The sequence below is a fragment of the Paenibacillus sp. GCM10028914 genome, from assembly GCF_042666275.1.
Lineage (GTDB): Bacteria > Bacillota > Bacilli > Paenibacillales > Paenibacillaceae > Paenibacillus_AQ.
Window position 1 is genome coordinate 54406 of record NZ_JBHTFO010000006.1, and the last position, 22858, is coordinate 77263.

Genomic DNA, 22858 nt, shown 5'->3' on the forward strand with positions numbered 1-22858 from the left:
TAATAAAAAAGGGACATCCCCCAGGGGCTGTCCCTTTTATTTATATTATTAGATCTTCATCATTTGAACAAAGGTTTCTTCGTCAAGCAGATTGCCGACATAAAATGAACCGAACTCACCGAAGCGGGCGCTAACTTCATCAAAGCGCATTTCGTATACCAGCTTTTTGAACTGAAGAGCATCGTCAGCAAATAGGGTTACACCCCACTCCCAATCGTCAAAACCAACAGATCCAGTTATAATTTGCTTTACTTTACCTGCATAACTGCGTCCAATCATGCCGTGGCTTTTCATCATGGAACGTCTTTCTTCCATACTAAGCATGTACCAATTGTCATTCAGGTCGCGTTTTTTGTTCATGGGATAGAAGCAAATGTGCTTAGCCTTTGGTAGAGATGGCTTAAGGCGTGCAATAACATGCGGATTCTCCATCGGATCGCCTTCTGATGAACCAGCTAAATAGTTACTAAGTTCGACAATGCTGACATAGGAGTATGCCTTGGTAGTATATTGAGCAAATGTTGTTTTATTAAAAGCGTTCTCGATAGCATTCAGTTCTTCAAGTGTCTCGCGCAAATGCATGAACACAATGTCTGCTTTTTGTCCAACAATGGTATATACTGCTGTACTTCCCTGTTTGGATTCTTCAACTTGGTTCCACTCTTCCAGAAATTCGTGCAGTTCGTCCAATGCAAATGCACGCTCTTCATCATCTGCAGCTTTCCAAGCTGGCCAATTGATCGAGCGGAAATCATGCAGTGCATACCATCCTTCAAGCGTCATGGCGGCTTCGTTCATAGGATCACCCCTAAATATATTCTCGTATATGCAAGTGTTAAAGCAGATGAACCGCTTGCTTAACCTCCCTACATTGTATCTAACCAACGGGATAAGGGCAAACGCTGACACAATCTATTCACGGAATGTTCGTTGATATGTGACATTTTTTTTAGTACACTATCTACTAGCCAGCCTATTGTGTGCAATTTTTCATAGTCTTAGAAATTGACGCAATTGTTGATGGTGATGAAGAAGAGGTGAATAGGGCCAATGCTGCAGTTTATTCCTGTGCTAGTATTGATGATTTTATTTTTTGTCATGATGTTTGGTATCGGTTTTATTCTCAATATGCTGATGAAGACGACCTGGTTTCCATGCTACTTATTTGTAATCGTCATTTTACCAGCTGTGGTTTATAGCTTGTGGAACCGAGATGAAGCGACACTTTGGGCCCATATCAGCTCATTCCAACTGGTGGATTACTTGACGGGTGTAGCTGGCTTGGCAGGAGCATTTTTAAGCGGCTGGACGATTCATACTTTGCGTGTAAGAGGATTTAAAATGTTCTGAAAACACTTGATTAGCACTTGTTTCTTAGCATTGGCGACTCTCCCGATTTCAGGGTGGGTCGTTTTTGTTGCCTTTCATACTTATCTTCTAATTCCAGAAATTTTGATCTATTAAACAGATTTAAGGCATCTCTTTTTATGATAGAATAGAGGCAGTCTATTAGAGGCGACAAGGGAGGAGCAATAAACGATGCGCATGACAAACTTCTTACATTTTACAGAAAATCACCGTTACTGCGTATACCGCGACTTCTGCCTGAGCAGCTTGGATGATAAGATGCTCAGTTCCATATATCAGCCGATGGTTGGCGCTTTCGCCGTTAGTTTGTACCGTCTTCTCGTCATGCATGTACCCATAGAGAAGGTAGGGTATTCGGCGATCGAACAGCAGCGCCGTCTCTTTCTAACTTTAGGACTTGAACCAAGCGAGAAAGGGCGTAAGTATTTAATAGAGCAGACATCAAAACTGGAAGCAGTAGGTCTCCTTCAGACGAGCCGGATGTATGTTCCAGAGACCGATGATTATATCTACGAATATGAACTTCAGACACCGCTGTCTCCATCGGAATTTTTCAATACACAGCATTTGACACTTCTTCTTCGTGACAAGGTTGGCAAATTTGCCGTCATGTCTCTACGTGAACAGCTGTGGAGCAAGGAACCGCAGGAATGGTCAGGAATATCACTGAATAAAGAGAATATTTCTGTGCCATTTTACGATATTTTTGAACTGAATACTCACGTGATTGATTATGAACTGGAGCAAGCCTTAACCGAGGTGGAACCTCCGCGAAATCCTGTAGTGCCATATGTTTTACCTCATGGAGAGGGTCTGAACTATTCGGATATTATTTTGCGTTTTCCACGTGAATCCAAAAACCGGGTATTTGTTGAGCGTCTTAGGTATGATCACGAGCAGATGGGCATCGTGAATTATGTCGTACGTAAATATGACCTGAGTTTACAGGATATATGCCGTCTGCTGGATGAAGATGGGATATTCTCTAGCCAAGGTGAAGTGATGCTTGATGAGTTACAGCACAGAGCTAGTCTTCATTTCCGTCAGGGTATGAAGCTTCAGGAGAAGCGGCAGATCACAGCTGGAAAGGTTGTGGCGCTGCATCAAGAACTGAATGCTGATCCGGACGTTCCCGCAGAAGAGCATGCGGTGCAGATGGAGTATTATGTAGAGGTTCCCTCACAATTTCAATCGAAATGTGACATTCACCAATATAATATGATGCTACGTAATGAGCCTTATACGAAGCTGCTTCAAACTTTTTTTCCGGGATCGGTACCTGCACATTTCATGGAAATGTTCGAAAAAATCGATCTCAGTTACAAGCTGCCAGGTGAAGTTATCAATGTGTTAATTCATTACTTAATGTCTTTGATTGCAGCTGGCGGAGAACAACGGATTAATCGAAACTTTGTGGAAGCCATTGCTTCCAATATGCTGCTTAAGCAGGTTAACAGCTATGAGAAGGCTGTTCAATATATTCGTGACCAAGCTAAGATGAAGGGGAAACAGGCCGCAGCTGCTTCTTCGCGTACACGATCGTATGCCAAAGGTGGCAAGGTGAAGCCAGATATTCCTGTGGCGCTTGAAACTGCTCAAGGTGAAACCGTGACAGAAGAGGAATATGAAGAAATGATGAGACTTGCGGCAGAAATGCAGGCAAGTAAGAAGAAAGGCGGATAAATGCGTTCGCTTTGCTCTCGTGAAAGGAAGGTGAGTATGTGGATTCTCTTGGTCAATTGCTGGAAAGTATGAAAAGTCCAGCGTTCCGTCGTCGTTCAGAGCAGATTGCTGAAAATTTGCTTCATCATCCACTTATTATAAGCCTTCGGGCAGAATATCCGGAACTTGATGAACGTGTGTTGCGAACCAATCTAAGCCGTTTGTATCAATATGTCGGCGATCATGAGAACTGTGCCAATTGTCCGGGACTGGATCGTTGTCCGAATGATTTTCAAGGTCACTTCAGTAAGTTAGATGTTCAAAGTCTGAACGGTACAATGGAAATATATGAACGAAAGGCTCCGTGTTCACTACAAATTGCTAAGAACAATGAAGATCAGATCCGTAAGAGGGTTCGCAGCTTTTATCTGGATGAACGGGCTTTGAGTGAAGGGTATAATGAAGTTGAGATTATGGCCAAGGATCGCCTTCGCGCTCCGGCAGTACATCAAGTGTTCCGGTATATTAAGGATACGAAAGAGAACGGATTGTCCCCTCGAGGATTATATTTGTCGGGTTCATTCGGAACAGGAAAGACATATTTAATGTGTTATATGCTTCATGAGCTGGCGAAGGAAGGCCATACTGGGGTTATCGTATATATGCCGGATTTCGTAGAAGACCTGAAGTCGATGATGTCAGACAGTAGTAAACTTAAGGATACCGTCGATACGATGAAAAATTGTGATCTCCTTATATTCGATGATATCGGAGCAGAGAATCTGAACCCATGGGTCAGGGACCACGTGCTTGGTGCTATTCTGAACTATCGGATGAACCGTAAGCCGACCTTCTATACGTCGAACTATCCACTGGACGGATTGGAAAGACATCTTAGCTTTACGAGCAAAGATGGAGAAGAGGCACATAAGGGTCAGCGTCTAATGAACCGAATTTCACCTTTTGTCGATGCTGTGCAATTATTTGGTGAGAATCATCGAGGGAAATTTTAAACTGCTTATACGTAAGTACCTGAATATTAAAAAAGTCTGATCTCTCGCCGGAACGGCGTTGTGATCAGACTTTTTTTGAAATATAAGAAGTATAAATTTGCATCTACACTCTGCTCATATTTCTCGCAAAAGCGCTTTCGTTCTTAGAAGAACGACAAACTCAGAGAAGCATTAACCAACGATGAACTTAATAATAACCATGGCGAAGAAAATGACGAACATAAAGCCAAACATGCCCACAAAACCCAACATTAAATCGCCGAAATCATTACGTGGTTCTTCGTTAATATGCTCCCGAGGATCTACTGCGTGGACGTTAACATCCATGGTGCCTACCTCCTCAAAAGGTGAACTGCTGTGTGACTCAAATAATTGACAACATCACCCAGCTTGTTATATGTAGTATACCCAAAGGATAAATCATTTGTAAAGAATGGTTGGACATTCCATACAAAGTGGTTCCTGTATTTCACTATAGGAATGTGGTATACTATAACGGTCCGTTAAGACATAATAGTTTAAGGACATAATGTGACTTTCCTATAAGGAGGAGAAACTCATGGCTATCGTCAATGTATCCGACCAAACCTTTACTAACGAAGTAGAAGGTCAAGGAACGGTTGTAGTTGATTTTTGGGCGCCTTGGTGCGGTCCTTGTAAAATGCTTGCTCCGATTTTGGACGAATTGTCCCAAGAACTCGGTGATGATGTGAAAATCGCGAAGGTGAATGTAGATGAAAATCCTGAATCTGCTTCCCGTTTCGGCGTGATGAGCATCCCTACACTGATCTTCTTTAAAGACGGCCAACCTGTCGATAAAGTTGTTGGCTTGAACTCTAAAGAAGCATTGAAAGGTATTATTGCTAAACACCAGTAAGCAAGCATCTATTTATATAGGATGAACTTGTACCATTATAGCGCCTTCGGTTTCATACCGGAGGCGCTTTGTGTGGTTTTGAGTTTTATATCTCCTTGGAGAGGAGTAGAAGGATGGAAGATTTCGCGAAGAAGCATCAGGAACGAGAGAAAGCGATGGAGAATATCCGTAATAAGCTTGCTTTGCTGCCGGATCTGCCGGGTTGTTACCTGATGAAGAATAGTGAAGGCACCATTATTTATGTAGGTAAGGCTAAGGTTCTTAAAAATCGGGTTCGTTCCTACTTTACAGGCAGCCATGATGGAAAGACGCAGCGGCTGGTGTCTGAAATCCGAGATTTTGAATATATCGTTACCGGCAGCAACATGGAAGCCTTGATACTAGAATGTAATCTGATCAAGACACACCAGCCTCGGTATAATGTGTTGCTGAAGGATGACAAGACATACCCTTACTTGAAAATTACAAATGAAGCGCATCCCCGGCTGGAAGTGACACGGCGGGTGCTTAAAGATAAAGCAAAATATTTTGGACCCTACCCTAACGCATATGCGGCACAACAGACAAAAAAGCTGTTAGATCGCATGTATCCCTTACGGAAATGTGGCGTTATGCCGAAAGAGGTTTGCCTCTACTACCACATGGGGCAGTGTTTGGCGCCATGCGTAAAAGAGGTGCCGCAAACGGCATATGAGGAAATCACTCGAGAAATCAGTTCATTTCTAAGCGGTGGGCATGAAGAAGTGAAAAAAGAACTTCAGCGCAAAATGCAGGAGGCCGCTGAAGAACTCTACTTCGAACGCGCTAAAGAGCTGCGGGATCAGATTATGCACATTGATGCCATTATGGAGAAACAGAAAATTACGACTACCGATACGAGAGATCGTGATGTATTTGGTTTTGCTGTTGATAAAGGCTGGATGTGTGTACAAATTCTATATATGCGCCAAGGCAAAATGGTACAGCGCAATGCCTCTGTGTTCCCATATTACGGGGAAGCGTACAGTGACTTCATGTCTTTCGTAGCGCAGTATTACAGTGAGAACCCAGCTCTTCCACAGGAAATACTGCTTCCAGGACCTTCTGCTGATGATATTGTGGATGAGGCATCATCTCAATCAAACGAGGACAGTGCGGTTCATATTCCTGTTGAAGCAACGGAAGGGGCTGTACCACTTGAACAGCGTGTTCCGACTAACGAAGCTTCCAGTGCTGTAGAGGAGTATCTCGGCGAAGGAGCGGGAACGGTGGATGCTGCTGGCGGAGCTGCTGCTCTCCAGGAGTGGATTGGCGTGAAGGTGCATGTGCCGCAGAGGGGGCTAAAGCGGCAAATGGTTGGTATGGCTGCACAGAATGCCAAAGTATCGCTGGATGAGAAGTTTAGGCTCATCGAGCGGGATGAGGAACGGACGACAATAGCAGCCGCTAATCTGGGTGAAGTCATCGGTCTTGACACATTGCACCGAATCGAGGCATTTGATAACTCGAACATTCAAGGAACTAATCCGGTCTCCGCAATGGTTGTATTTATTGACGGGAAGCCGGCGAAAAAAGAATACCGGAAATATAAAATCCGTTCCGTACAAGGTCCGGATGATTATGGGACGATGCGTGAAGTCATCCGTCGCCGATATGAGCGGGTGCTTAAAGAAAACCTGCCAATGCCTGATCTAATTGTGGTAGACGGTGGTAAAGGTCAAATCTCAGCTGCTGTGGACGTATTGGAGAACGAGCTGGGATTGTTTATTCCAGTCTGTGGACTAGTTAAGGATGCCAAGCACAAGACTGCCCAGTTGATGGTCGGTGATCCACCTGAACCCGTGTCATTACCGCGGGATAGTCAGGAGTTCTATTTACTCCAGCGCATCCAAGATGAGGTTCACCGGTTCGCGATATCCTTCCACCGTGAGCAACGTGGGAAATCGATGGTCACCTCTAAGCTGGATGCCATTCCGGGTGTTGGGGAGAAGCGGCGTAAGATGCTCTTAAAACATTTTGGATCCATTAAGAAAATTAAAGAGGCTAGTCTTGAAGATTTTCGGCCTCTGGCGATAGGCGATAAGCTCGCTAATGATATATTAAAAGCGCTTCGTGATGAGGAGTCGTAATTTTACGGCTTCTTTTTTTATGGTTATGAGATATAAGAAAAAAACGGCTTATCCGTCCATTTAGGACGGGAAAGCCGTTTCCTTTTTACCTGAATTGAATTTGTAGATCACATAACCGACAATTGCCGGAAGAATGATATAGAATATTCCCATCCACAAGTTAAACGTGTCATTCATCATCATGAGGCTAAAGCCCATAAGAATACTGTTGAACACAACGTGAGCAAACACCGAGGTTAGGTAACCGTATCGTAGGAAAATGTAGCTGAATAACAATCCGATGATGATTAGCTCAATCGGTCTTGATATGACCGGATAGATTGGATACAAGGTATGGCCGAGTGCCCATATGATCGAGGTAATCAGACTTGCTACAAACGTGCTTTTGACGATCTTTTTGACCATTTTTATCCCGAATAGACGGTATACAGCTTCTTCGGATATCCCAGCAAGCCAAGCCATCAGTGGGAAAAGCCATGGATACAGCATATTATAAGGCGATTGGGATGCATCTGTTGTGGACCAAGTCTCGAGTGTGAGATTCAAGCCGATGAAGATTAAAGACTGCACGCCTAATAGAATACATGCCCATAGATATCCTAACTTCATACTCTCTAGCACGTATGGACCATAACCGGCTTCCTTAGCGCGAGGCCATGGATTTAGTCCGTCTTCCTTACGCCAGAGTCCGCTCCCTCCAACAAGAGAGAAGTAGAGGAGTGCAGAGAACACGAGAGAGTACCCTGCATAGAAGATCATAATGCCTTTGATGCTGGAGTCTGACATTCCTTCAGCCTGAAACACAGGCACGAGGTTATATGTGTTCAACATTTGAATGACAAAGAGGAGCAGAGCTAGGAAAATACCTCTTTTAAATGAAGTATGAGCTTTTGTTTTTACACTGTACACGATGGCTAGGATACCCAGGATCAGTGTAAATAATCCGTACCCGAGAAGAGTAAGCAAGGTAGCATTCGTTGTCTGCTTCTCTACATATGCGGTATGCTCACTCGGAACGGAAAAGACGGGCTCATAGGAACGCAGCGTACCATCTTCAAAGGAGAATTTCAGCTGAAGCTGTGACGCCCCGATCTTTGCTTCCGGATCCACATATATTAGGCCTGGTTCACCTTCTTTAGTAACCTGTTTCAGCTTAGAGACACTATAACCGGCTCTTTGCAGCCAAGGTTCTGCAAGTGACATCTTCTGAGCTAAGGACATATCCCCTTCAATCAAGAGAAGCATCTGCTTGCGAACTTCACTGTTTTGGAGCATGGCCCCTTCATAGTTGGAATTAGCTAAGTCGTATGAAAATCCGGCAATACCAGCATTTTGCATGTGGACATCTACATTCAGAGCGTTGCCGTCCGCTTGCTCAAGCCTGACGCGATATACGTCATAGGGATATTTACTTTCAAATTTTTTGTTGTATTCCTTAAGTAATTTTTCTTTAGATAGATATCCGTAAACATCGGATTTGGATTGATATGTAACAAGGGGTTCTTTAGCTGTGATGTTGTTATACTGCATGTTCTCTTGTGCGAAACGTATAGCAGTGTCGGCTGCTACCTTCTTGGTAATCATTTCGGGTGTTTTAACCTCTAGGGTATCGGAGGCAGTAGACGGAAACACTTGGAACATTAAAAACAGAATCAGGCCGATGATCCCGAGTACAACGAGTTTCTTTTTGTTAGATTGAAGCTGAAGCGGTTGTCCTGCTTTATTCATGTCATCCTCCTTGGCCGGTATTTGTTATTACTTTTCGATTATTTCTGAAGACATAAAGTCAATATAACATAGATATGAATGACACAAACGGCTTAGCCCATTCAAAATTATGAAATATCCGCTGAAAATGCAGGAAAGATTTCGAAAACCTCAGTAAATCATGTGCTACTACTCTGGAATATGCCCAATTCCGTTCTTTTTTAAGATAATTCAACTCAATTACGGTTTTGGTATCCTTTAAGGATTGCGTTATAATCACATCATGTTAATTGAATAGATCAGCCGAATTTCGTAATGAACATGGGGGAACCATTTAATTGGGGTGAATTTCGCTTCCGAAAAGGTAGCGAATAGGGCGACCTGTGATATGCCCGAATCCGTCAGCTAACCTCGTAGGCTGTAGCACAGGAACCCAAACGCTTAAGGCATTGGATTTCCAGTGTCTTTTTTGTTTGATTTTTTTGAAGAGGTGAGCATGTTGACTTCGAAATTAAAATGGCTTCGCTTGTCGCCACCTCAAATTCTTGTTTTCGGATTTGGGGCTATTATTCTGATTGGAACGATGCTTCTTATGCTTCCGATAGCCAATACGACAGGGGAACCGCTGAACTTTATGGATGCCTTATTTACTGCAACATCCGCAACTTGTGTGACGGGGCTTGTAGTAGTGGATACAGGGACATTCTTTAGTTCTTTTGGACAGGTTGTCATCATGTTATTGATACAAATTGGTGGACTTGGCTTCATGACCATGGCCACGCTGTTTGCACTTGTTCTGAAACAACGTATTTCATTGAAAGACCGTTTGGTTCTGCAAGAAGCGATGAATCAATCCTCAATGGAGGGGATCGTTCGTCTGATCCGCCGGGTTCTGCTGTACTCTTTGGTGATCGAGGCTTGTGGAGCTACGCTGCTGACCATTCGCTGGGCTTTTGATATGCCAATCGGGAAGGCATTGTACTTCGGTGTTTTTCATGCGATATCCATGTTCAATAATGCGGGATTTGATCTGTTTGGTGATTTTAGAAGTTTGACCGGATATGTGTATGATCCAATCGTCAATTTTGTGGTTATGTTCCTGATTGTATCAGGCGGCATCGGCTTTATCGTTATGGCTGATCTGGTTGATTATCGGAAAAGACGCAGATTATCGTTACATTCAAAAGTGGTATTGTCCATGACAGGTTCTCTTATTGTTATAGGGGCGATTGTAATATTTATTTTTGAATTTACGAATCCCGAGACACTTGGATCATTGAACTGGGGCGGTAAAGTTCTGGGCTCCTTTTTTCAATCGGTAACACCAAGAACGGCGGGGGCTAACACATTAGACATTACCGAGCTTCGTCAAGCTACACAGTTCTTCATCGTAATTCTGATGTTTATCGGGGCTTCCCCAGGTTCTACAGGAGGGGGGATCAAAACCACGACATTTACGATGATGATTGCTGCTGTTATCGCTATGATGCGTGGTCGAGATGATATTGTGTTGTTCAGGTATCGCTTGGTTCAGGAACGGATTCTAAAAGCACTGACTATTACACTGCTTGCTTTGTTATTGGTCATTACAGTATCGATGATTCTTTCGACAACAGAAGACAGCAGCTTCCTCTCCATAATATTTGAAGCTACGTCTGCCTTTGGTACGGTGGGGCTGTCTATGGGACTAACCCCCGAACTATCGTTGTTCGGTAAGCTGCTCATTAGCATTACGATGTTTGCAGGTCGTCTTGGTCCATTAACACTTGCTTATGCATTAGGTCCTAAAAAGAGTAAAGAGTTGTATCGTCATCCAGAAGGAAAAATGATTATTGGATAAGGAGATTGGCTAGAAATGAAATCAAAGCAATTTGCGGTTATTGGGCTTGGGAGATTCGGATCAAGTCTTGCACTTGAACTGATGGACTTAGGTTATGAGGTACTCGGGATCGATCGAGATGAAGAAGTGGTCGAGGATATGAGTGAATTCCTTACCCATACCGTTGTAGCAGATGCTACGGATGAAGAAGTGCTGAAGTCGCTTGGGATCAGGAATTTTGACTGTGGGATTGTGGCCATTGGAGATGAGATCCAGACGAGTATTCTCGCAGCTATTCTCCTGAAAGAGCTAGGCGTTAATACGGTCGTTGCCAAGGCGGTTTCAGTACTTCATGGTAGAGCCTTGGAGAAACTCGGAGTAGACCGGGTGATATTCCCTGAGAGAGACATGGGAATACGTGTTGCGCATCAGCTCGTTACTCCAAACCTTCTGGATTACATCGAATTGTCCAAGGAATATCGGATAGTCGAGATGACGGTGACAGAATGTATGGACGGAAAAACATTAAATGAGCTGAATACCCGTGTTCGTTACGGTATCAGTGTCGTAGCACTTAATCAGCGTTCTGGAGTTATTGTAGCCCCAACCGCAATGGACGTGTTACGTGCAGGCGATATTATGGTTGTTATCGGAGCGAAAGAGAACATTGACCGCTTCGAAGGTGAAGTTGTTAATATGCAATAAAGTACGAAAACCCTTGTGAAACCGCTGGATTATAAAAATGAACTAAACAACCTGACGTATTCTTGCGTCAGGTTGTTTGTTGTCCGTCCTCCTGAAGCTTTCGAAATAACATCTCGGTCTCAGCAATCCACCTTGTAGCAGCATTACTTAGCTCAGAAGCATCTCCGTAAATGAGGCTCGTAGTTCTTCTCGTCTCTATCAAAGCGGGAATATGGATATCAATAAGCCCGTTATCGGAAAGAAGTTGTGGACGCAGGTATGATTTAGGGAGTAGGGCAGCCGCTTTACAGGTTGGTATCAAGCGCACGATCGCTTCGAATGAGTCAATCTCCATGCGGATATCAGGCATGATGCCCCAGCGGTGAAAAAGATCGTCTGTTAGTTTTCTATACCAGGTACCCGTTGAGAAGATAATCATAGGTAGACCTTGGAGTTGTTCAATCCCGACATCAGTGCTATCAGCTAGTGGATGTGTGGTTGGCAGTACAAGTTCAAGATGGTCATCGAATAGAGGGATGCAATTTAAGCCGGGCTGGTTAATGGAAGAAGCAACAATACCAACATCGACTTTTTTATCACGTACGGAGGATACAATTTCATGCGTCTTGCCTGTAATTAGTTTGATTTCAGCAGTCGGATGTCTTTCCATGAATGCATTGACGAGTGGAGGGAGCGTCGTTTGGAGCGTGGTTAGGCTAGCTCCTAACGTGATTGTAATTTGTTCTTCCACGCGATAATGGGCAAGGGTCTGCATGAACTTTAATTGCTGCTGACGCTGCTCGAGTGCATATGTATAAGCAAGCTGCCCGATAGAAGTAAGTTCCAGGCGCTTTCCTCGTCGATTAAATAGTTGTACACCTAGCTCGTCTTCAAGCTTGGCGATTTTACGGGATAGGGCGGGTTGTGACAGGTTAAGCAGTTTGGAAGCTTTATTCAAGCTGGACTGCTCTACAACTATGGCAAAAACGTCCAATTCCTCGAACATCATTTTCACTTCCTCAGTATATTTTGCTTATGCGTATTGATTATAACGATTAATAATTATATTGCAATTCCATTATAAGAAAAAAAGGAGTAACATGAAACATGACACAAGATGTTCACACAATAACCGAATTGTGGTATATTTTGTCGTTGTATGCGTGTGACGCATAGGTAGTATTTAGTGTAATAGATTAAGATGAGGCTAAATGAAAACGCTGTACAATCGGAAAGGGGAACGTCGACTGATGAAAGGGTATTATTCCAGAAAGCTGCATTCTTTGCTTGGTATCATACCGCTAGGAGCCTTTTTGCTTACTCATATGATTACCAACTTTAAGGCTTTCGATGGTGGAAAGGAAGGCTTTGCTAAGGGTGTCGAGTTTATTAACGGCTTGCCGCTCATCTTTTTCCTTGAGCTGTTTCTGATTTGGCTGCCGCTGCTGTACCATGGCGTATACGGTTTGTATATTGCATATCAAGCAAATAACAACGTTGGCAACTACAATTATGAACGCAACATTCGCTTTACCTTGCAGCGTATAACTGGCGTCATCACATTCGTATTTATTATCTGGCATATGTACGATACTCGTTTTATGATCGCTATTGGCAAGATCACACATGATGAACTAGGAGCTACGATTCATGGAATTGTGAACAATCCGATTCTGTTCATTCTGTATGTGATTGGAATTGTCTGTGCAACATTCCACTTTGCTAACGGTTTATGGGCTTTCCTCGTAAGCTGGGGCATTACGGTAGGACCACGTGCGCAGCGTGTATCTTCTTATATTTGTATGGGGCTTTTCGTCCTTACGAGCGTGTTGTTTATATTGGCACTGACTGCTTTCCGTGATTCGGAATTTGCAGCTACTGCTTTAATTGATGTGTGCAAAACAGTCTTGAGCTAAGGGGAGTGAACAGAAATGGCATCTAACATTATTGTGGTGGGCGGCGGACTAGCTGGCTTGATGGCAACAATCAAAGCAGCTGAAGCTGGAGCTCACGTTCATCTATTCTCACTGGTACCTGTAAAACGTTCACACTCCGTGTGTGCGCAGGGCGGCATTAACGGAGCCGTTAATACGAAAGGGGAGGGCGACTCTCCTTGGGAGCATTTTGACGATACAGTGTACGGCGGCGACTTTTTGGCGAACCAGCCACCAGTTAAAGCAATGTGTGACGCAGCACCGGGCATCATTCACCTGATGGACCGGATGGGTGTTATGTTCAACCGGACGCCGGAAGGATTGCTGGATTTCCGTCGTTTTGGAGGCACGAAGCATCACCGTACGGCATATGCAGGTGCGACAACAGGTCAGCAGCTTCTGTATGCACTGGATGAACAGGTTCGCCGCTGGGAAACAGCGGGTCTTGTAACGAAGTACGAGAACTGGGAATTCCTGAATGCAGTGATCGATGATGAAGGCATATGCCGTGGTATTTCCGCACAGGATCTGCGTTCCATGGAAATCCGTACATTCCCGGGTGACGCAGTTATTCTGGCAAGTGGTGGACCAGGTATTATTTTCGGTAAAACGACAAACTCCGTTATTAACACAGGGACAGCAGCGAGTGCTGTATACCAACAAGGTGTGCATTATGCGAACGGAGAATTTATTCAGATCCATCCAACGGCGATTCCAGGTGATGATAAGCTTCGTCTGATGTCTGAGTCTGCGCGTGGAGAGGGTGGCCGAATCTGGACATACAAGGACGGAAAACCATGGTATTTCCTAGAGGAAAAGTATCCTGCTTACGGAAACTTGGTTCCGCGTGATATTGCTACACGTGAAATTTTCCATGTATGCGTTGATGAAGGCCTTGGGATCAATGGTGAGAACATGGTTTACCTAGATCTCTCGCACAAAGACCCTAAAGAGCTCGACGTAAAACTCGGAGGTATCATCGAGATTTATGAGAAGTTCATGGGAGATGATCCACGTAAAATCCCGATGAAAATTTTCCCGGCTGTCCATTATTCGATGGGTGGCATGTGGGTTGACTACAATCAGATGACCAATATTCCAGGTTTGTTTGCTGCCGGAGAATGTGAGTATCAATACCATGGTGCTAACCGTTTAGGTGCAAACTCTCTGGTCTCAGCCATTTATGGCGGTATGGTAGCGGGTCCGAAAGCCATCGAATATGTTAAGGGACTGAAGAAATCGTCTCAAGATATTTCGTCTAGCGTCTATGATCGGGCTGCGAAAGAACATACAGCTAAGTATGAAGGTCTCCTGAAGATGCAGGGCACTGAGAATGCTTATGTACTACATAAGGAACTTGGTGAGTGGATGACAAACAACATGACCGTTGTTCGTTATAACGACAAACTTGAAGCAACGATCGGCAAGATTAAAGAACTGAAACAACGTTATAAAAACATTAATATGACCGATACATCACGTTGGAATAACCAAGGCGTGGCGTTTACCCGCCAGCTCTGGAACATGCTTGAGCTCGCTGAGGCGATGACTCTAGGAGCACTACTGCGTAACGAAAGCCGCGGAGCTCACTACAAGCCTGAGTTCCCGGATCGTAATGACGAAGAGTTCTTGAAGACTACGAAAGCGACCTGGACACCGGACGGACCACAGATCTCGTATGATGATGTGGATGTTTCCTTGATCCCGCCGCGTATTCGCGACTATTCGAAAGAAAAGTAAGAAGGGGGATTTGACATGGCTCAAACCACAGCAGCCTCGAAGAGCGTCAAATTTATAATTACCCGCCAGGACAGCCCGGAATCGAAAACCTACAATGAGGAATTCGAACTTCCGTACCGCCCCGGCATGAACGTAATTAGCGCATTGATGGAAATTCAGCGTAATCCGAAGAATGCTCAAGGTCAGTCTACAACTCCTGTTTGCTGGGATTCCAACTGCCTTGAGGAAGTTTGCGGCGCCTGTTCCATGGTTATTAACGGTAAGCCGCGTCAGGCATGTGCAGCGCTGATTGATAAGCTGGAGCAGCCAATTCGTATTCAGCCTATGAAGACTTTTCCGGTTGTACGCGATTTGGTTATTGATCGCACTCGTATGTTCACGGCTCTGAAGAAGGTTAAAGCATGGATTCCAATTGATGGCACCTATGATCTCGGTCCTGGCCCGCGGATGCCTGAGAAGAAGCGCCAGTGGGCTTATGAGTTGTCCAAATGTATGACTTGCGGTGTTTGCCTTGAGGCTTGCCCGAACGTCAACGAGAAGACAGATTTCATCGGTCCTGCGGCGATCTCCCAGGTTCGTCTCTTTAACGCTCATCCAACAGGTGAGATGAATAAGGAAGAGCGTTTGGAAGCATTGATGGAAGACGGAGGAATTGAAGGCTGCGGTAACTCACAAAACTGTGTGCGCTCCTGCCCTAAAGGGATTCCGCTGACAACATCCATTGCTGAGATGAATAAGGACACGACTAAACATTTATTCAAACGCTGGTTAAGTGTGTAAGAACCTTTGAAATCATGAAGAGCATTTGTCTCAGTGTAAACGGGACAAGTGCTCTTTTTACGTATAGAATAGTAAGTAGTAGTTGATTTGGAAATATTTGATTGGAAATGAAGGGGATTAGAGCACATGATTACTGAAAAACCAATAACAATTGAAGATATCCGTGCTGATTTAATCCAGCTTGGACTAAAACCAGGCATGACACTCCTTGTTCACTCTTCCTTGAAAAGTGTGGGTGGCTGGATCGTTGGTGGTGCCGAAGCGGTTATTATGGCAATTGAAGATGTACTAGGTGCCGAAGGGACATTGGTTATGCCGACTCACTCAGCCGATTTGACTGATCCATCAACATGGAAGAACCCTCCGGCCGATCCTAAGTGGTGGCAATTGATTCGGGATTCAATGCCCCCTTTTGATAAGGATTTTACGGTCTCATCTTATGTGGGGAAAATTCCTGAAGTGTTTCGGCGGCAGACTGGAGTTCTTCGCAGTGGCCATCCACATGTTTCGTTTGCGGCAAGAGGTCCTCATGCTGAATGGATAACTGGTTCTCATCCGTTGTCTTATAGCCTAGGTGAGGAATCTCCACTCGCTAAGCTTTATGATTTGGGGGCATATGTATTGATGCTCGGAACAGGTTATGAGAATAATACATCTTTTCATTTGTCAGAATACCGAGCAGATTGGGAAGGGAAGAAGAAAGAAACAATATATGCCCCCACCCGGAGAGAAGGAAACCGATCAATTTGGGAAGAGTTCGAGGATGTGAATTTTACTTCGGATGATTTTGAGCAGATCGGAATCGAATATGAACGTAATTATCCGGATGGCTATATTCGAGGAAATGTGCAGAATAGCAGATGTGTGTTAGCGCCGCAGCGGCTAATGGTTGACTATGCAGTGAAATGGATGGAGACGAACCGCAAGAGCTAATGTAACTAACAAGTTAAACAAGCTGACTTCTGTTGAGTACAGTGATCGGAAGATTGATACGCATACGTAGTGATGTACAAATACTAAAAAGCAGTCCACCCTAGAAAGAATATTCTCGGATGGACTGCTTCCATGGTATTAGCATTTTCACTGAATTGTTATGATTTTAAGGCTTCATCAGTTTGCGAAGCAGTTTAAGCCCGCCTTTACCAGGATAGCGGAAACTGAAGTCGAACTTGTTCGTCTGCCGCAGGACGCTTTTTTTATGGGAAAAGGTTTCGAAACTGTGTTCACCGTGATAGGCGCCCATGCCGCTCTCGCCCACACCTCCGAATGGAAGATGAGGGGTGGCTAGATGCATGAGTGTATCATTGACGCATCCGCCACCAAATGAAATGCTCGATAGTATTTTATTCTGAATATCATTATCTTTCGTAAACAAGTAAAGTGCAAGCGGCTTAGGTTTAGCATTTACCATGTCAATAATTTCATCCAAATGATCGTATGTAAGAATCGGGAAAATAGGCCCGAAAATTTCCTCTTCCATAACAGGCATTTCCCATGTGATATCATCAAGTAGTGTGGGTTCGATTAGCAGCTTGCTAGCATCACATTTGCCGCCATGCCGAATGGAGCCATTACTTAGGAAATTAGATAACCGTAAAAAATGTTTCTCAGACACGATCCGTCCGTAATCCGGGTTGGAGAGAGGCGAATCGCTGTAAAACTCTGAGATGGCTTCCTTCATATGTTTAATGAGTTCTTCCTTAACACTTTGATGCACGAGCAGGTAATCTGGGGCGACACACGTCTGACCTGCATTGGTAAATTTACCGAAAATAATTCGTCTTGCGGTCAGCTTTATTGGAGCATCCTTATGCACGATGCAGGGGCTTTTCCCGCCAAGTTCGAGTGTGACTGGAATGAGATTTTTTGCCGCAGCTTGCATGACAACTTTTCCGATATTCGTACTTCCTGTGAAAAAAATATAGTCCACGGGCTGTTTCAACAGACGTGTGCTCGTATCTGGGCCACCTTCTACCACCGCCACATATTGAGTGGGAAACGTATCTTGAATAAGAGATGAGATGACACCAGCTACATGGGGAGTCAGCTCAGACGGTTTTATAATAGCCGTATTCCCTGCCGCCAGTGCGCCAATTAGAGGGGAAATGGCCAGCTGCCAAGGATAATTCCAAGGCGCAATAATGAGCACGGTACCATACGGTTCCGGATGAATCTCCCCACGGCTCCCGAAATGAGTCACTGCCGTTTTAACCTTGCGGGGTTTAGTCCATTTATGGATGTTTTTTATAACGTAAGACAGCTCTTTATACACAATTCCAACCTCGGTCGTAAAAGACTCCTGTTCACTCTTATTTAAGTCTTTTCGCAGCGCATTTATAACCTCAGCTTCTTTTGCAATCAATGCATTCCGCAATTTATTCAACTGTTCGATTCGAAAACTCACATCTCTGGGTCCACCGGTCTTGAAAAAACGACGCTGGTTTAAAACTAATTCCTCAATCGAATCGTTAATGATCATAGGTGAACACTCCTCTCTGCCCGATTTATAAAACTTAGGACAATGTTGCTCTCTTATTGATTATAAAGGAGGCTGCTAGAAAATGAAAAACCATCCTAGCCTAAATGAAGATTCCGATCAAAAGGCTTTGGATAAGCCTCTATTTTCCTTGACGCGGCGGCAATTTTTAAAGCTTGGCACTTCTGCCTTGCTTGGAGCAGGACTTGTTACTGGAGGGTATGCCTCACTTTTCGAGCCCAACATGCTAGAGATTACAAGGGTCACACTTCATCAAAGACGGCTACCAAAAGCTTTTGACGGAATTAAGATTGCGCATTTCAGTGATCTTCATATAGGCTTTCATACCGATGTAAAGGACGTTCAGCGCATTGTTGGTGCAATTAATCAGGAACAACCTGATCTGATCTGCTTTACTGGGGATATGGTTGATAGTTCTGCTGAGGCCATGAGTGAAGCTGTAGAAACGTTATCTGGGTTAAAAGCGCCCTTGGGTGTACTCTCCATCGTTGGAAATCATGATTTTGATAATATAAGAGAGTTGATAACGCTGCAGGAGAAAGCTGGATTTAAGCTTCTTCGTAATGAACACATACTTTTGGAACGGAAAGGAAGAGGCATAGCTGTTGTTGGTTTGGACGACCTGTTGCTAGGAAATCCGAATTTAAATAGAGCACTTAAAGGGATTCCGGAGAGAATGTATACCTTGCTTCTGATGCATGAGCCCGATTATGCTGATATTGCAGCAGAGTACCCATTCGATCTTCAACTGTCTGGTCATAGTCATGGCGGACAAATCCGATTACCGTGGATAGGTGCTGTGATTACACCACCAGGCTCCAAAAAATACATCAGTGGGTTATATAAGATCGGAAACCCTGGAATGCCGCTCTATGTAAATCGGGGAATCGGAACAACACGATTACCGTTACGGTTTCTGTGCAAGCCGGAGCTGACGATTCTAACTTTAAGACAAGCGTAATAATCACATATAATAGTGAATTCAATCATTGAAAATACTATAAATCAGCGGTTTGTACTTTTGTAACACAAATGAAATATATCTGTTATCAAACTCTAACAGCGACAGGGTAAACTTATCACATGACCCCCTTTTGAGAATATATATTTTGTTGGGACCTGGATTTTCTGGGTCCTCTTTTTTTTGTCTATATAAAAAAAGAAACCGCAGCCTCTAATTATAGAGGCACGGTCACCTTTTGTTTCTGTTTGAAATATACCCACTCTTTAAACCCTATATCTCTGAGCACCGCAGCAACTTCTTCGAATTCATCTCCGACACGTGACGGTTTATGAGCATCCGATCCGAACGTAACATCAACACCGTAAAAATGCGCCCGTTCCAAGATGGCGTTGGACGGATACCAACCACCGGATAATTTTGTTTTGCCTGAGGTGTTAATTTCTATGGCAACACCGCATTCCGCGATCACTTTTAGCGTCTCTTCAAGAGCATCTTCGGTTGCAATGTCTGAGAAAGAAGGATAGTTGCCTTTCATGGCATCGATGTGTCCAAGGATTTGGAACATGCCGCTCTGGGCCGATTGACGTATGAGAGAAAAGTAATTCTCTTTCTCGGCTATTTTCTGCTTAGGGGTAAGATCTTTCCAACGGTTTTTGTTGAAAATACTCACTCCGCTTACCTGATGTACGGAACCGATGATGTAGTCAAACGGGTAGGGAGAAAGAGCTTGACGGTAAGCTTCAAAATGTTCCGGAAAAAAATCAGATTCAATGCCAAGCAGTACATCGATCTTTCCTTCATACTCTTTCTTTAATTGAAGAACTTCATTCACATAATTAGCTAGATCACTCTTTCCCATAGCGATGTAAGGAAAAGGCTGTTCCTCAGGACTCCCGAAATAAGGGGTGTGATCAGATATGCCAATAACTTTAAGATCGGCTCTTATCGCGGCTTCAACATATTCCCGGATGTTTCCGTCAGCATGCCCGCAGCGGAAATGATGAGTGTGCAGATCAAATTTCATGATGTCCTCCTTAAAAAGATGAAGAATGTTTATTCGCTGCTGATGAACTGGGTTTCCGGCATTCCCTTCAAATCACTTATAAACTGGCGCATTGCTGAACTAACATAACGTCCGCTTTTATAAATAACACCGACAGGGTGGCTTACTTCAAGCTCGGTAAGAGGAACGATTTTCAGCGTTCCGTGTCGAAGTTCGGAAGAAACCGACTGCTTGGATATGATGGCTGCTCCGAGATTGATCTCCACCATCCGTTTAATCTCCTCACTACTAGACAGCTCCATGACAACCTGGGGCTGAATACCGTGTGATCTCATCACTTCATCAGCAAATCTCCGGCCTACGGTATCCTGGGTTAACAGGATTAACGGTGTCTGTCCAAGTACTTCAATACCCGCTTTTGTAGTTTTGGCTAGAGGATGCTGTGGAGAGACAACAAGCTCAAAGGAGTCATAGAACAGAATAGAGGAGCTTACGTTAGGATTCCGTTCAATCAAGTATCCAATTCCAATATCGATGAGGTTGTTCTCAACGCTGTGGTAAATTTGCGATGAAGCCATGGATTGGATCGTCGTTTTGATATGTGGAAATTGATCTTGGAAATAAGACAGCACGCGCGGCAAAATTTGAATCGCAATCGAAGTGGTCGTACCGAGCCGAATATGTCCCTGAGGAGTCTGATCTAAATCGGATAACCTCTGTTTCAACTCGTCAACAATTCTTAGGATGTGATCAGCATGTTCGACGAATACCTGACCCCGGTCAGTTAGTGTTACAGGCTGACTTCGATCCACAAGCACGGTTTTGAATTCATCTTCGAGGCTCTTGATTTGGGCCGACACGGCCGGCTGGGTCAAATTTAGTAATTCTCCCGCTTTGCGAAAGCTCATCGTTTTGGAAATGGTGATGAGCGTCTCCAGTTGGCTGATGTTCATGGCCTTCCTCCTAACATGATTTCATGTGTTCCGTGTCTGTCATACGCTATAATCTATTATTTAAATTATAGGTGATTAAGTACATCGGGGCAATGTGAACCTTCCCTGAAAGATCTTGTCAGGTAATTTAATTTCATTTTTCAGAAATCATTATTAATTGATGGAGGTTAATAACCGATAATAAGTAAGGTCGATATTTTTGAACTACGACTAAAGCCCCAATAATTATGCTGTTTGTACACACGAATATATATGACTTATAGGTGGGCTAATGGTCAGTGGACGTTAATTTATAATGATTTATTATAAGGTATACATTATAATTACTTTAACTAATGATTGGGACTTTGGGACCCTGACCACAAACCCAGTGAAAGGGGATTAATCGGGAATGAAAGCGGAAGTTATAAATCCTTTTTTAGAATCCGCAAGACTCGTCATTGAGCAAGTTATACAAGTCTCACCCTCCACGGGCAATCTCGGGGTCAAAGAGATTTCTTTAATTGAGAACCATATATGGATACAGATCGGTATGACGGGACAGATGTGCGGTAATATCGTATTTGGAATTCAAGAACAAGTAGCACTGCGTATGGTTTCCATCATGATGGGTGGGTATGTACTGACAGAAATGGATGAGATGGGACAAAGTGCTATATCGGAACTTGGTAATATGATCAGCGGCAATGCAAGCACGATCTTGTCTAATCAAGGGGTAATCGTAGATATCACCCCGCCGAAGGTCATTAGGTCGGTGAATATAACTGAATTTGCAAAGAAAAAGGCTTTGAGCATTCCGCTTACGATGGATGGAATTGGAGAACTGGATATTCAAGTCATGATTTCTTAGAATAGAGAGAGTAAAGCAGTCCTTCGAAGAGCAGGTGCGTTTGCTAGCAGTAGACCGCCGGACTGTAGAGAGGATGAAGAAATCATGCTTAAGAATAAAGTGATTGTTGTGACGGGGGCATCAAGCGGTATCGGTGCTATGACTGCCGAGATGCTGTCGAGTGAAGAGGCTTACGTAATTCTTGCAGGCCGTTCGGAAGAGCGTTTGAAACAGGTTGGTAGCCGAATGAAAGGTCCTTATGAAATTGTCTTGCTTGATGTACGTGATGCGGAGCAGGTAAAGGGAGTATTTGATCAGATCGAGCGCAAGCACGGTAAAATTGATGTGCTTCTGAATAATGCGGGATATGGAATATTTGAAACTTTCATCGATATGCCGCAGGATCAATTCGAAGATATGATGAATGTGAATTACATGGGAATTGTTCGCTGCACTCAAGCAGTTCTTCCTGGTATGCTTCGGCGGAAGAGCGGTCAAATCGTCAATGTAGCATCGATGGCTGGAAAGATTGGATCGGCTAAATCAACCGCTTATTCAGCTACGAAGCACGCTGTTTTAGGACTGACGAATTCATTACGACAGGAGCTCCGTGGAACAGGTATCACCGTATCAGCGGTTAATCCAGGTCCCATCGATACACCATTCTTTTCACTTGCAGATCCTTCAGGCGGTTATGTGAAGAATATAAGCTGGTTTATGATGAAACCTGAATATGTTTCGGGGCGGATCGTCAAACTAATTCGTAAACGCAAGGAAGAGATCGATTTACCACGTCTGGCTGGGGCTGGAATAAGGCTTTATCATCTGTTTCCGCGTCTTGCTGACCGGCTGTCTTATCGTTGGATGAACAAAAAATAAACAGAGGTATCATTACATAAGCGAATGAGCCGGCTCCTCGA

The 22858-nt window shown here is 44.0% G+C and carries 21 protein-coding genes and 1 riboswitch; of the genes, 14 read left to right on the plus strand and 7 right to left on the minus strand.

The window, feature by feature from the left end; all coding sequences use genetic code 11:
- Positions 1-48: 48 nt before the first annotated feature.
- Positions 49-798 carry a hydrogen peroxide-dependent heme synthase gene (hemQ, locus tag ACFQV5_RS04940; RefSeq protein WP_379244230.1) on the minus strand — a complete coding sequence of 250 codons (750 nt, stop codon included), beginning with the start codon at positions 796-798 and terminating at the stop codon, positions 49-51.
- Between the two features lie 252 nt (positions 799-1050).
- Here hemQ and ACFQV5_RS04945 point away from each other — a divergent pair, with 252 nt between their 5' ends.
- From ACFQV5_RS04945 to dnaI, 3 genes are all read left to right on the plus strand, one after another.
- Positions 1051-1350: a YuiB family protein gene (locus ACFQV5_RS04945; RefSeq protein ID WP_379244232.1), complete on the plus strand. Its 300-nt coding sequence runs from the start codon at positions 1051-1053 to the stop codon at positions 1348-1350.
- Between the two features lie 189 nt (positions 1351-1539).
- Positions 1540-3051 carry a replication initiation and membrane attachment family protein gene (locus ACFQV5_RS04950; RefSeq protein ID WP_379244234.1) on the plus strand — a complete coding sequence of 504 codons (1512 nt, stop codon included), beginning with the start codon at positions 1540-1542 and terminating at the stop codon, positions 3049-3051.
- 38 nt (positions 3052-3089) lie between these two features.
- The gene (gene dnaI / locus ACFQV5_RS04955; protein WP_379244236.1) at positions 3090-4043 is read left to right on the plus strand and encodes a primosomal protein DnaI; all 954 of its coding nucleotides are present in this window, start codon (positions 3090-3092) and stop codon (positions 4041-4043) included.
- A 171-nt stretch (positions 4044-4214) separates the two neighbouring features.
- On the opposite strand, the gene ACFQV5_RS04960 is transcribed toward dnaI, so the two are convergent.
- The gene (locus tag ACFQV5_RS04960) at positions 4215-4370 is read right to left on the minus strand and encodes a YqzM family protein (protein WP_379244238.1); all 156 of its coding nucleotides are present in this window, start codon (positions 4368-4370) and stop codon (positions 4215-4217) included.
- A gap of 232 nt (positions 4371-4602) precedes the next feature.
- Here ACFQV5_RS04960 and trxA point away from each other — a divergent pair, with 232 nt between their 5' ends.
- Together trxA and uvrC are read left to right on the plus strand one after the other, a co-directional pair.
- Positions 4603-4920, plus strand: a complete 318-nt coding sequence (trxA, locus tag ACFQV5_RS04965; RefSeq protein WP_208917865.1) for a thioredoxin — start codon at positions 4603-4605, stop codon at positions 4918-4920.
- A 113-nt stretch (positions 4921-5033) separates the two neighbouring features.
- Positions 5034-7028 carry an excinuclease ABC subunit UvrC gene (gene uvrC, locus ACFQV5_RS04970; protein WP_379244241.1) on the plus strand — a complete coding sequence of 665 codons (1995 nt, stop codon included), beginning with the start codon at positions 5034-5036 and terminating at the stop codon, positions 7026-7028.
- 60 nt (positions 7029-7088) lie between these two features.
- Here the strand turns inward: uvrC and ACFQV5_RS04975 are convergent, their stop codons facing one another.
- Positions 7089-8756, minus strand: coding sequence for a CPBP family intramembrane glutamic endopeptidase (locus tag ACFQV5_RS04975; RefSeq protein ID WP_379244243.1), 1668 nt, complete (start codon positions 8754-8756; stop codon positions 7089-7091).
- A 270-nt stretch (positions 8757-9026) separates the two neighbouring features.
- A riboswitch (cyclic di-AMP (ydaO/yuaA leader) is annotated at positions 9027-9170 on the plus strand.
- 61 nt (positions 9171-9231) lie between these two features.
- Between ACFQV5_RS04975 and ACFQV5_RS04980 the strand changes: the two genes are divergently transcribed.
- Both ACFQV5_RS04980 and ACFQV5_RS04985 read left to right on the plus strand, forming a co-directional pair.
- Positions 9232-10575, plus strand: coding sequence for a TrkH family potassium uptake protein (locus tag ACFQV5_RS04980; RefSeq protein ID WP_379244245.1), 1344 nt, complete (start codon positions 9232-9234; stop codon positions 10573-10575).
- A gap of 15 nt (positions 10576-10590) precedes the next feature.
- A complete protein-coding gene (locus tag ACFQV5_RS04985; protein ID WP_379244247.1) occupies positions 10591-11259 on the plus strand; it encodes a potassium channel family protein in 669 nt (222 codons plus the stop codon).
- A 67-nt stretch (positions 11260-11326) separates the two neighbouring features.
- Here the strand turns inward: ACFQV5_RS04985 and ACFQV5_RS04990 are convergent, their stop codons facing one another.
- Positions 11327-12244, minus strand: a complete 918-nt coding sequence (locus ACFQV5_RS04990) for a LysR family transcriptional regulator (protein WP_379244509.1) — start codon at positions 12242-12244, stop codon at positions 11327-11329.
- Positions 12245-12488: 244 nt separating this feature from the next.
- On the opposite strand from ACFQV5_RS04990, the gene ACFQV5_RS04995 reads away from it, so the two are divergent.
- The 4 genes from ACFQV5_RS04995 (at position 12489) to ACFQV5_RS05010 (ending at position 16625) form a co-directional block, all read left to right on the plus strand.
- Entirely contained in the window at positions 12489-13154 is a 666-nt protein-coding gene (locus ACFQV5_RS04995) for a succinate dehydrogenase cytochrome b558 subunit (RefSeq protein ID WP_379244511.1), read from the plus strand.
- Between the two features lie 15 nt (positions 13155-13169).
- Complete coding sequence (gene sdhA, locus ACFQV5_RS05000; RefSeq protein WP_379244249.1) at positions 13170-14912, plus strand: succinate dehydrogenase flavoprotein subunit; 1743 nt, start codon at positions 13170-13172, stop codon at positions 14910-14912.
- A gap of 15 nt (positions 14913-14927) precedes the next feature.
- Positions 14928-15692 (plus strand): succinate dehydrogenase iron-sulfur subunit, encoded by a 765-nt coding sequence (sdhB, locus tag ACFQV5_RS05005; protein WP_379244251.1) that lies wholly within the window; start codon positions 14928-14930, stop codon positions 15690-15692.
- Positions 15693-15818: 126 nt separating this feature from the next.
- Positions 15819-16625 (plus strand): AAC(3) family N-acetyltransferase, encoded by an 807-nt coding sequence (locus ACFQV5_RS05010; protein WP_379244253.1) that lies wholly within the window; start codon positions 15819-15821, stop codon positions 16623-16625.
- A 166-nt stretch (positions 16626-16791) separates the two neighbouring features.
- Here ACFQV5_RS05010 and ACFQV5_RS05015 read toward each other — a convergent pair whose 3' ends face one another.
- Entirely contained in the window at positions 16792-18171 is a 1380-nt protein-coding gene (locus tag ACFQV5_RS05015) for an aldehyde dehydrogenase (protein ID WP_379244255.1), read from the minus strand.
- A gap of 82 nt (positions 18172-18253) precedes the next feature.
- On the opposite strand from ACFQV5_RS05015, the gene ACFQV5_RS05020 reads away from it, so the two are divergent.
- Positions 18254-19150, plus strand: coding sequence for a metallophosphoesterase (locus ACFQV5_RS05020; protein ID WP_379244257.1), 897 nt, complete (start codon positions 18254-18256; stop codon positions 19148-19150).
- Positions 19151-19367: 217 nt separating this feature from the next.
- Here ACFQV5_RS05020 and ACFQV5_RS05025 read toward each other — a convergent pair whose 3' ends face one another.
- Both ACFQV5_RS05025 and ACFQV5_RS05030 read right to left on the minus strand, forming a co-directional pair.
- Positions 19368-20177: a histidinol-phosphatase gene (locus ACFQV5_RS05025; protein ID WP_379244259.1), complete on the minus strand. Its 810-nt coding sequence runs from the start codon at positions 20175-20177 to the stop codon at positions 19368-19370.
- 29 nt (positions 20178-20206) lie between these two features.
- Positions 20207-21109, minus strand: coding sequence for a LysR family transcriptional regulator (locus ACFQV5_RS05030; protein ID WP_379244261.1), 903 nt, complete (start codon positions 21107-21109; stop codon positions 20207-20209).
- A gap of 391 nt (positions 21110-21500) precedes the next feature.
- Between ACFQV5_RS05030 and ACFQV5_RS05035 the strand changes: the two genes are divergently transcribed.
- Both ACFQV5_RS05035 and ACFQV5_RS05040 read left to right on the plus strand, forming a co-directional pair.
- On the plus strand, positions 21501-21959 hold the full coding sequence (locus ACFQV5_RS05035; protein WP_379244263.1) for a chemotaxis protein CheX: 459 nt from the start codon (positions 21501-21503) through the stop codon (positions 21957-21959).
- Between the two features lie 84 nt (positions 21960-22043).
- A complete protein-coding gene (locus tag ACFQV5_RS05040) occupies positions 22044-22817 on the plus strand; it encodes an SDR family NAD(P)-dependent oxidoreductase (protein ID WP_379244265.1) in 774 nt (257 codons plus the stop codon).
- Positions 22818-22858: the final 41 nt, after the last annotated feature.

Excerpts from the sequence above, each read along its gene's own strand:
- hemQ (WP_379244230.1), bottom strand. The coding sequence starts at position 798 with ATGAACGAAGCCGCCATGACGCTTGAAGGATGGTATGCACTGCATGAT.
- ACFQV5_RS04945 (WP_379244232.1), top strand. The coding sequence starts at position 1,051 with ATGCTGCAGTTTATTCCTGTGCTAGTATTGATGATTTTATTTTTTGTC.
- ACFQV5_RS04950 (WP_379244234.1), top strand. The coding sequence starts at position 1,540 with ATGCGCATGACAAACTTCTTACATTTTACAGAAAATCACCGTTACTGC.
- ACFQV5_RS04960 (WP_379244238.1), bottom strand. The coding sequence starts at position 4,370 with ATGGATGTTAACGTCCACGCAGTAGATCCTCGGGAGCATATTAACGAA.
- trxA (WP_208917865.1), top strand. The coding sequence starts at position 4,603 with ATGGCTATCGTCAATGTATCCGACCAAACCTTTACTAACGAAGTAGAA.
- uvrC (WP_379244241.1), top strand. The coding sequence starts at position 5,034 with ATGGAAGATTTCGCGAAGAAGCATCAGGAACGAGAGAAAGCGATGGAG.
- ACFQV5_RS04975 (WP_379244243.1), bottom strand. The coding sequence starts at position 8,756 with ATGAATAAAGCAGGACAACCGCTTCAGCTTCAATCTAACAAAAAGAAA.
- ACFQV5_RS04980 (WP_379244245.1), top strand. The coding sequence starts at position 9,232 with ATGTTGACTTCGAAATTAAAATGGCTTCGCTTGTCGCCACCTCAAATT.
- ACFQV5_RS04985 (WP_379244247.1), top strand. The coding sequence starts at position 10,591 with ATGAAATCAAAGCAATTTGCGGTTATTGGGCTTGGGAGATTCGGATCA.
- ACFQV5_RS04990 (WP_379244509.1), bottom strand. The coding sequence starts at position 12,244 with ATGTTCGAGGAATTGGACGTTTTTGCCATAGTTGTAGAGCAGTCCAGC.
- ACFQV5_RS04995 (WP_379244511.1), top strand. The coding sequence starts at position 12,489 with ATGAAAGGGTATTATTCCAGAAAGCTGCATTCTTTGCTTGGTATCATA.
- sdhA (WP_379244249.1), top strand. The coding sequence starts at position 13,170 with ATGGCATCTAACATTATTGTGGTGGGCGGCGGACTAGCTGGCTTGATG.
- sdhB (WP_379244251.1), top strand. The coding sequence starts at position 14,928 with ATGGCTCAAACCACAGCAGCCTCGAAGAGCGTCAAATTTATAATTACC.
- ACFQV5_RS05010 (WP_379244253.1), top strand. The coding sequence starts at position 15,819 with ATGATTACTGAAAAACCAATAACAATTGAAGATATCCGTGCTGATTTA.
- ACFQV5_RS05015 (WP_379244255.1), bottom strand. The coding sequence starts at position 18,171 with ATGATCATTAACGATTCGATTGAGGAATTAGTTTTAAACCAGCGTCGT.
- ACFQV5_RS05020 (WP_379244257.1), top strand. The coding sequence starts at position 18,254 with ATGAAAAACCATCCTAGCCTAAATGAAGATTCCGATCAAAAGGCTTTG.
- ACFQV5_RS05025 (WP_379244259.1), bottom strand. The coding sequence starts at position 20,177 with ATGAAATTTGATCTGCACACTCATCATTTCCGCTGCGGGCATGCTGAC.
- ACFQV5_RS05030 (WP_379244261.1), bottom strand. The coding sequence starts at position 21,109 with ATGAACATCAGCCAACTGGAGACGCTCATCACCATTTCCAAAACGATG.
- ACFQV5_RS05035 (WP_379244263.1), top strand. The coding sequence starts at position 21,501 with ATGAAAGCGGAAGTTATAAATCCTTTTTTAGAATCCGCAAGACTCGTC.
- ACFQV5_RS05040 (WP_379244265.1), top strand. The coding sequence starts at position 22,044 with ATGCTTAAGAATAAAGTGATTGTTGTGACGGGGGCATCAAGCGGTATC.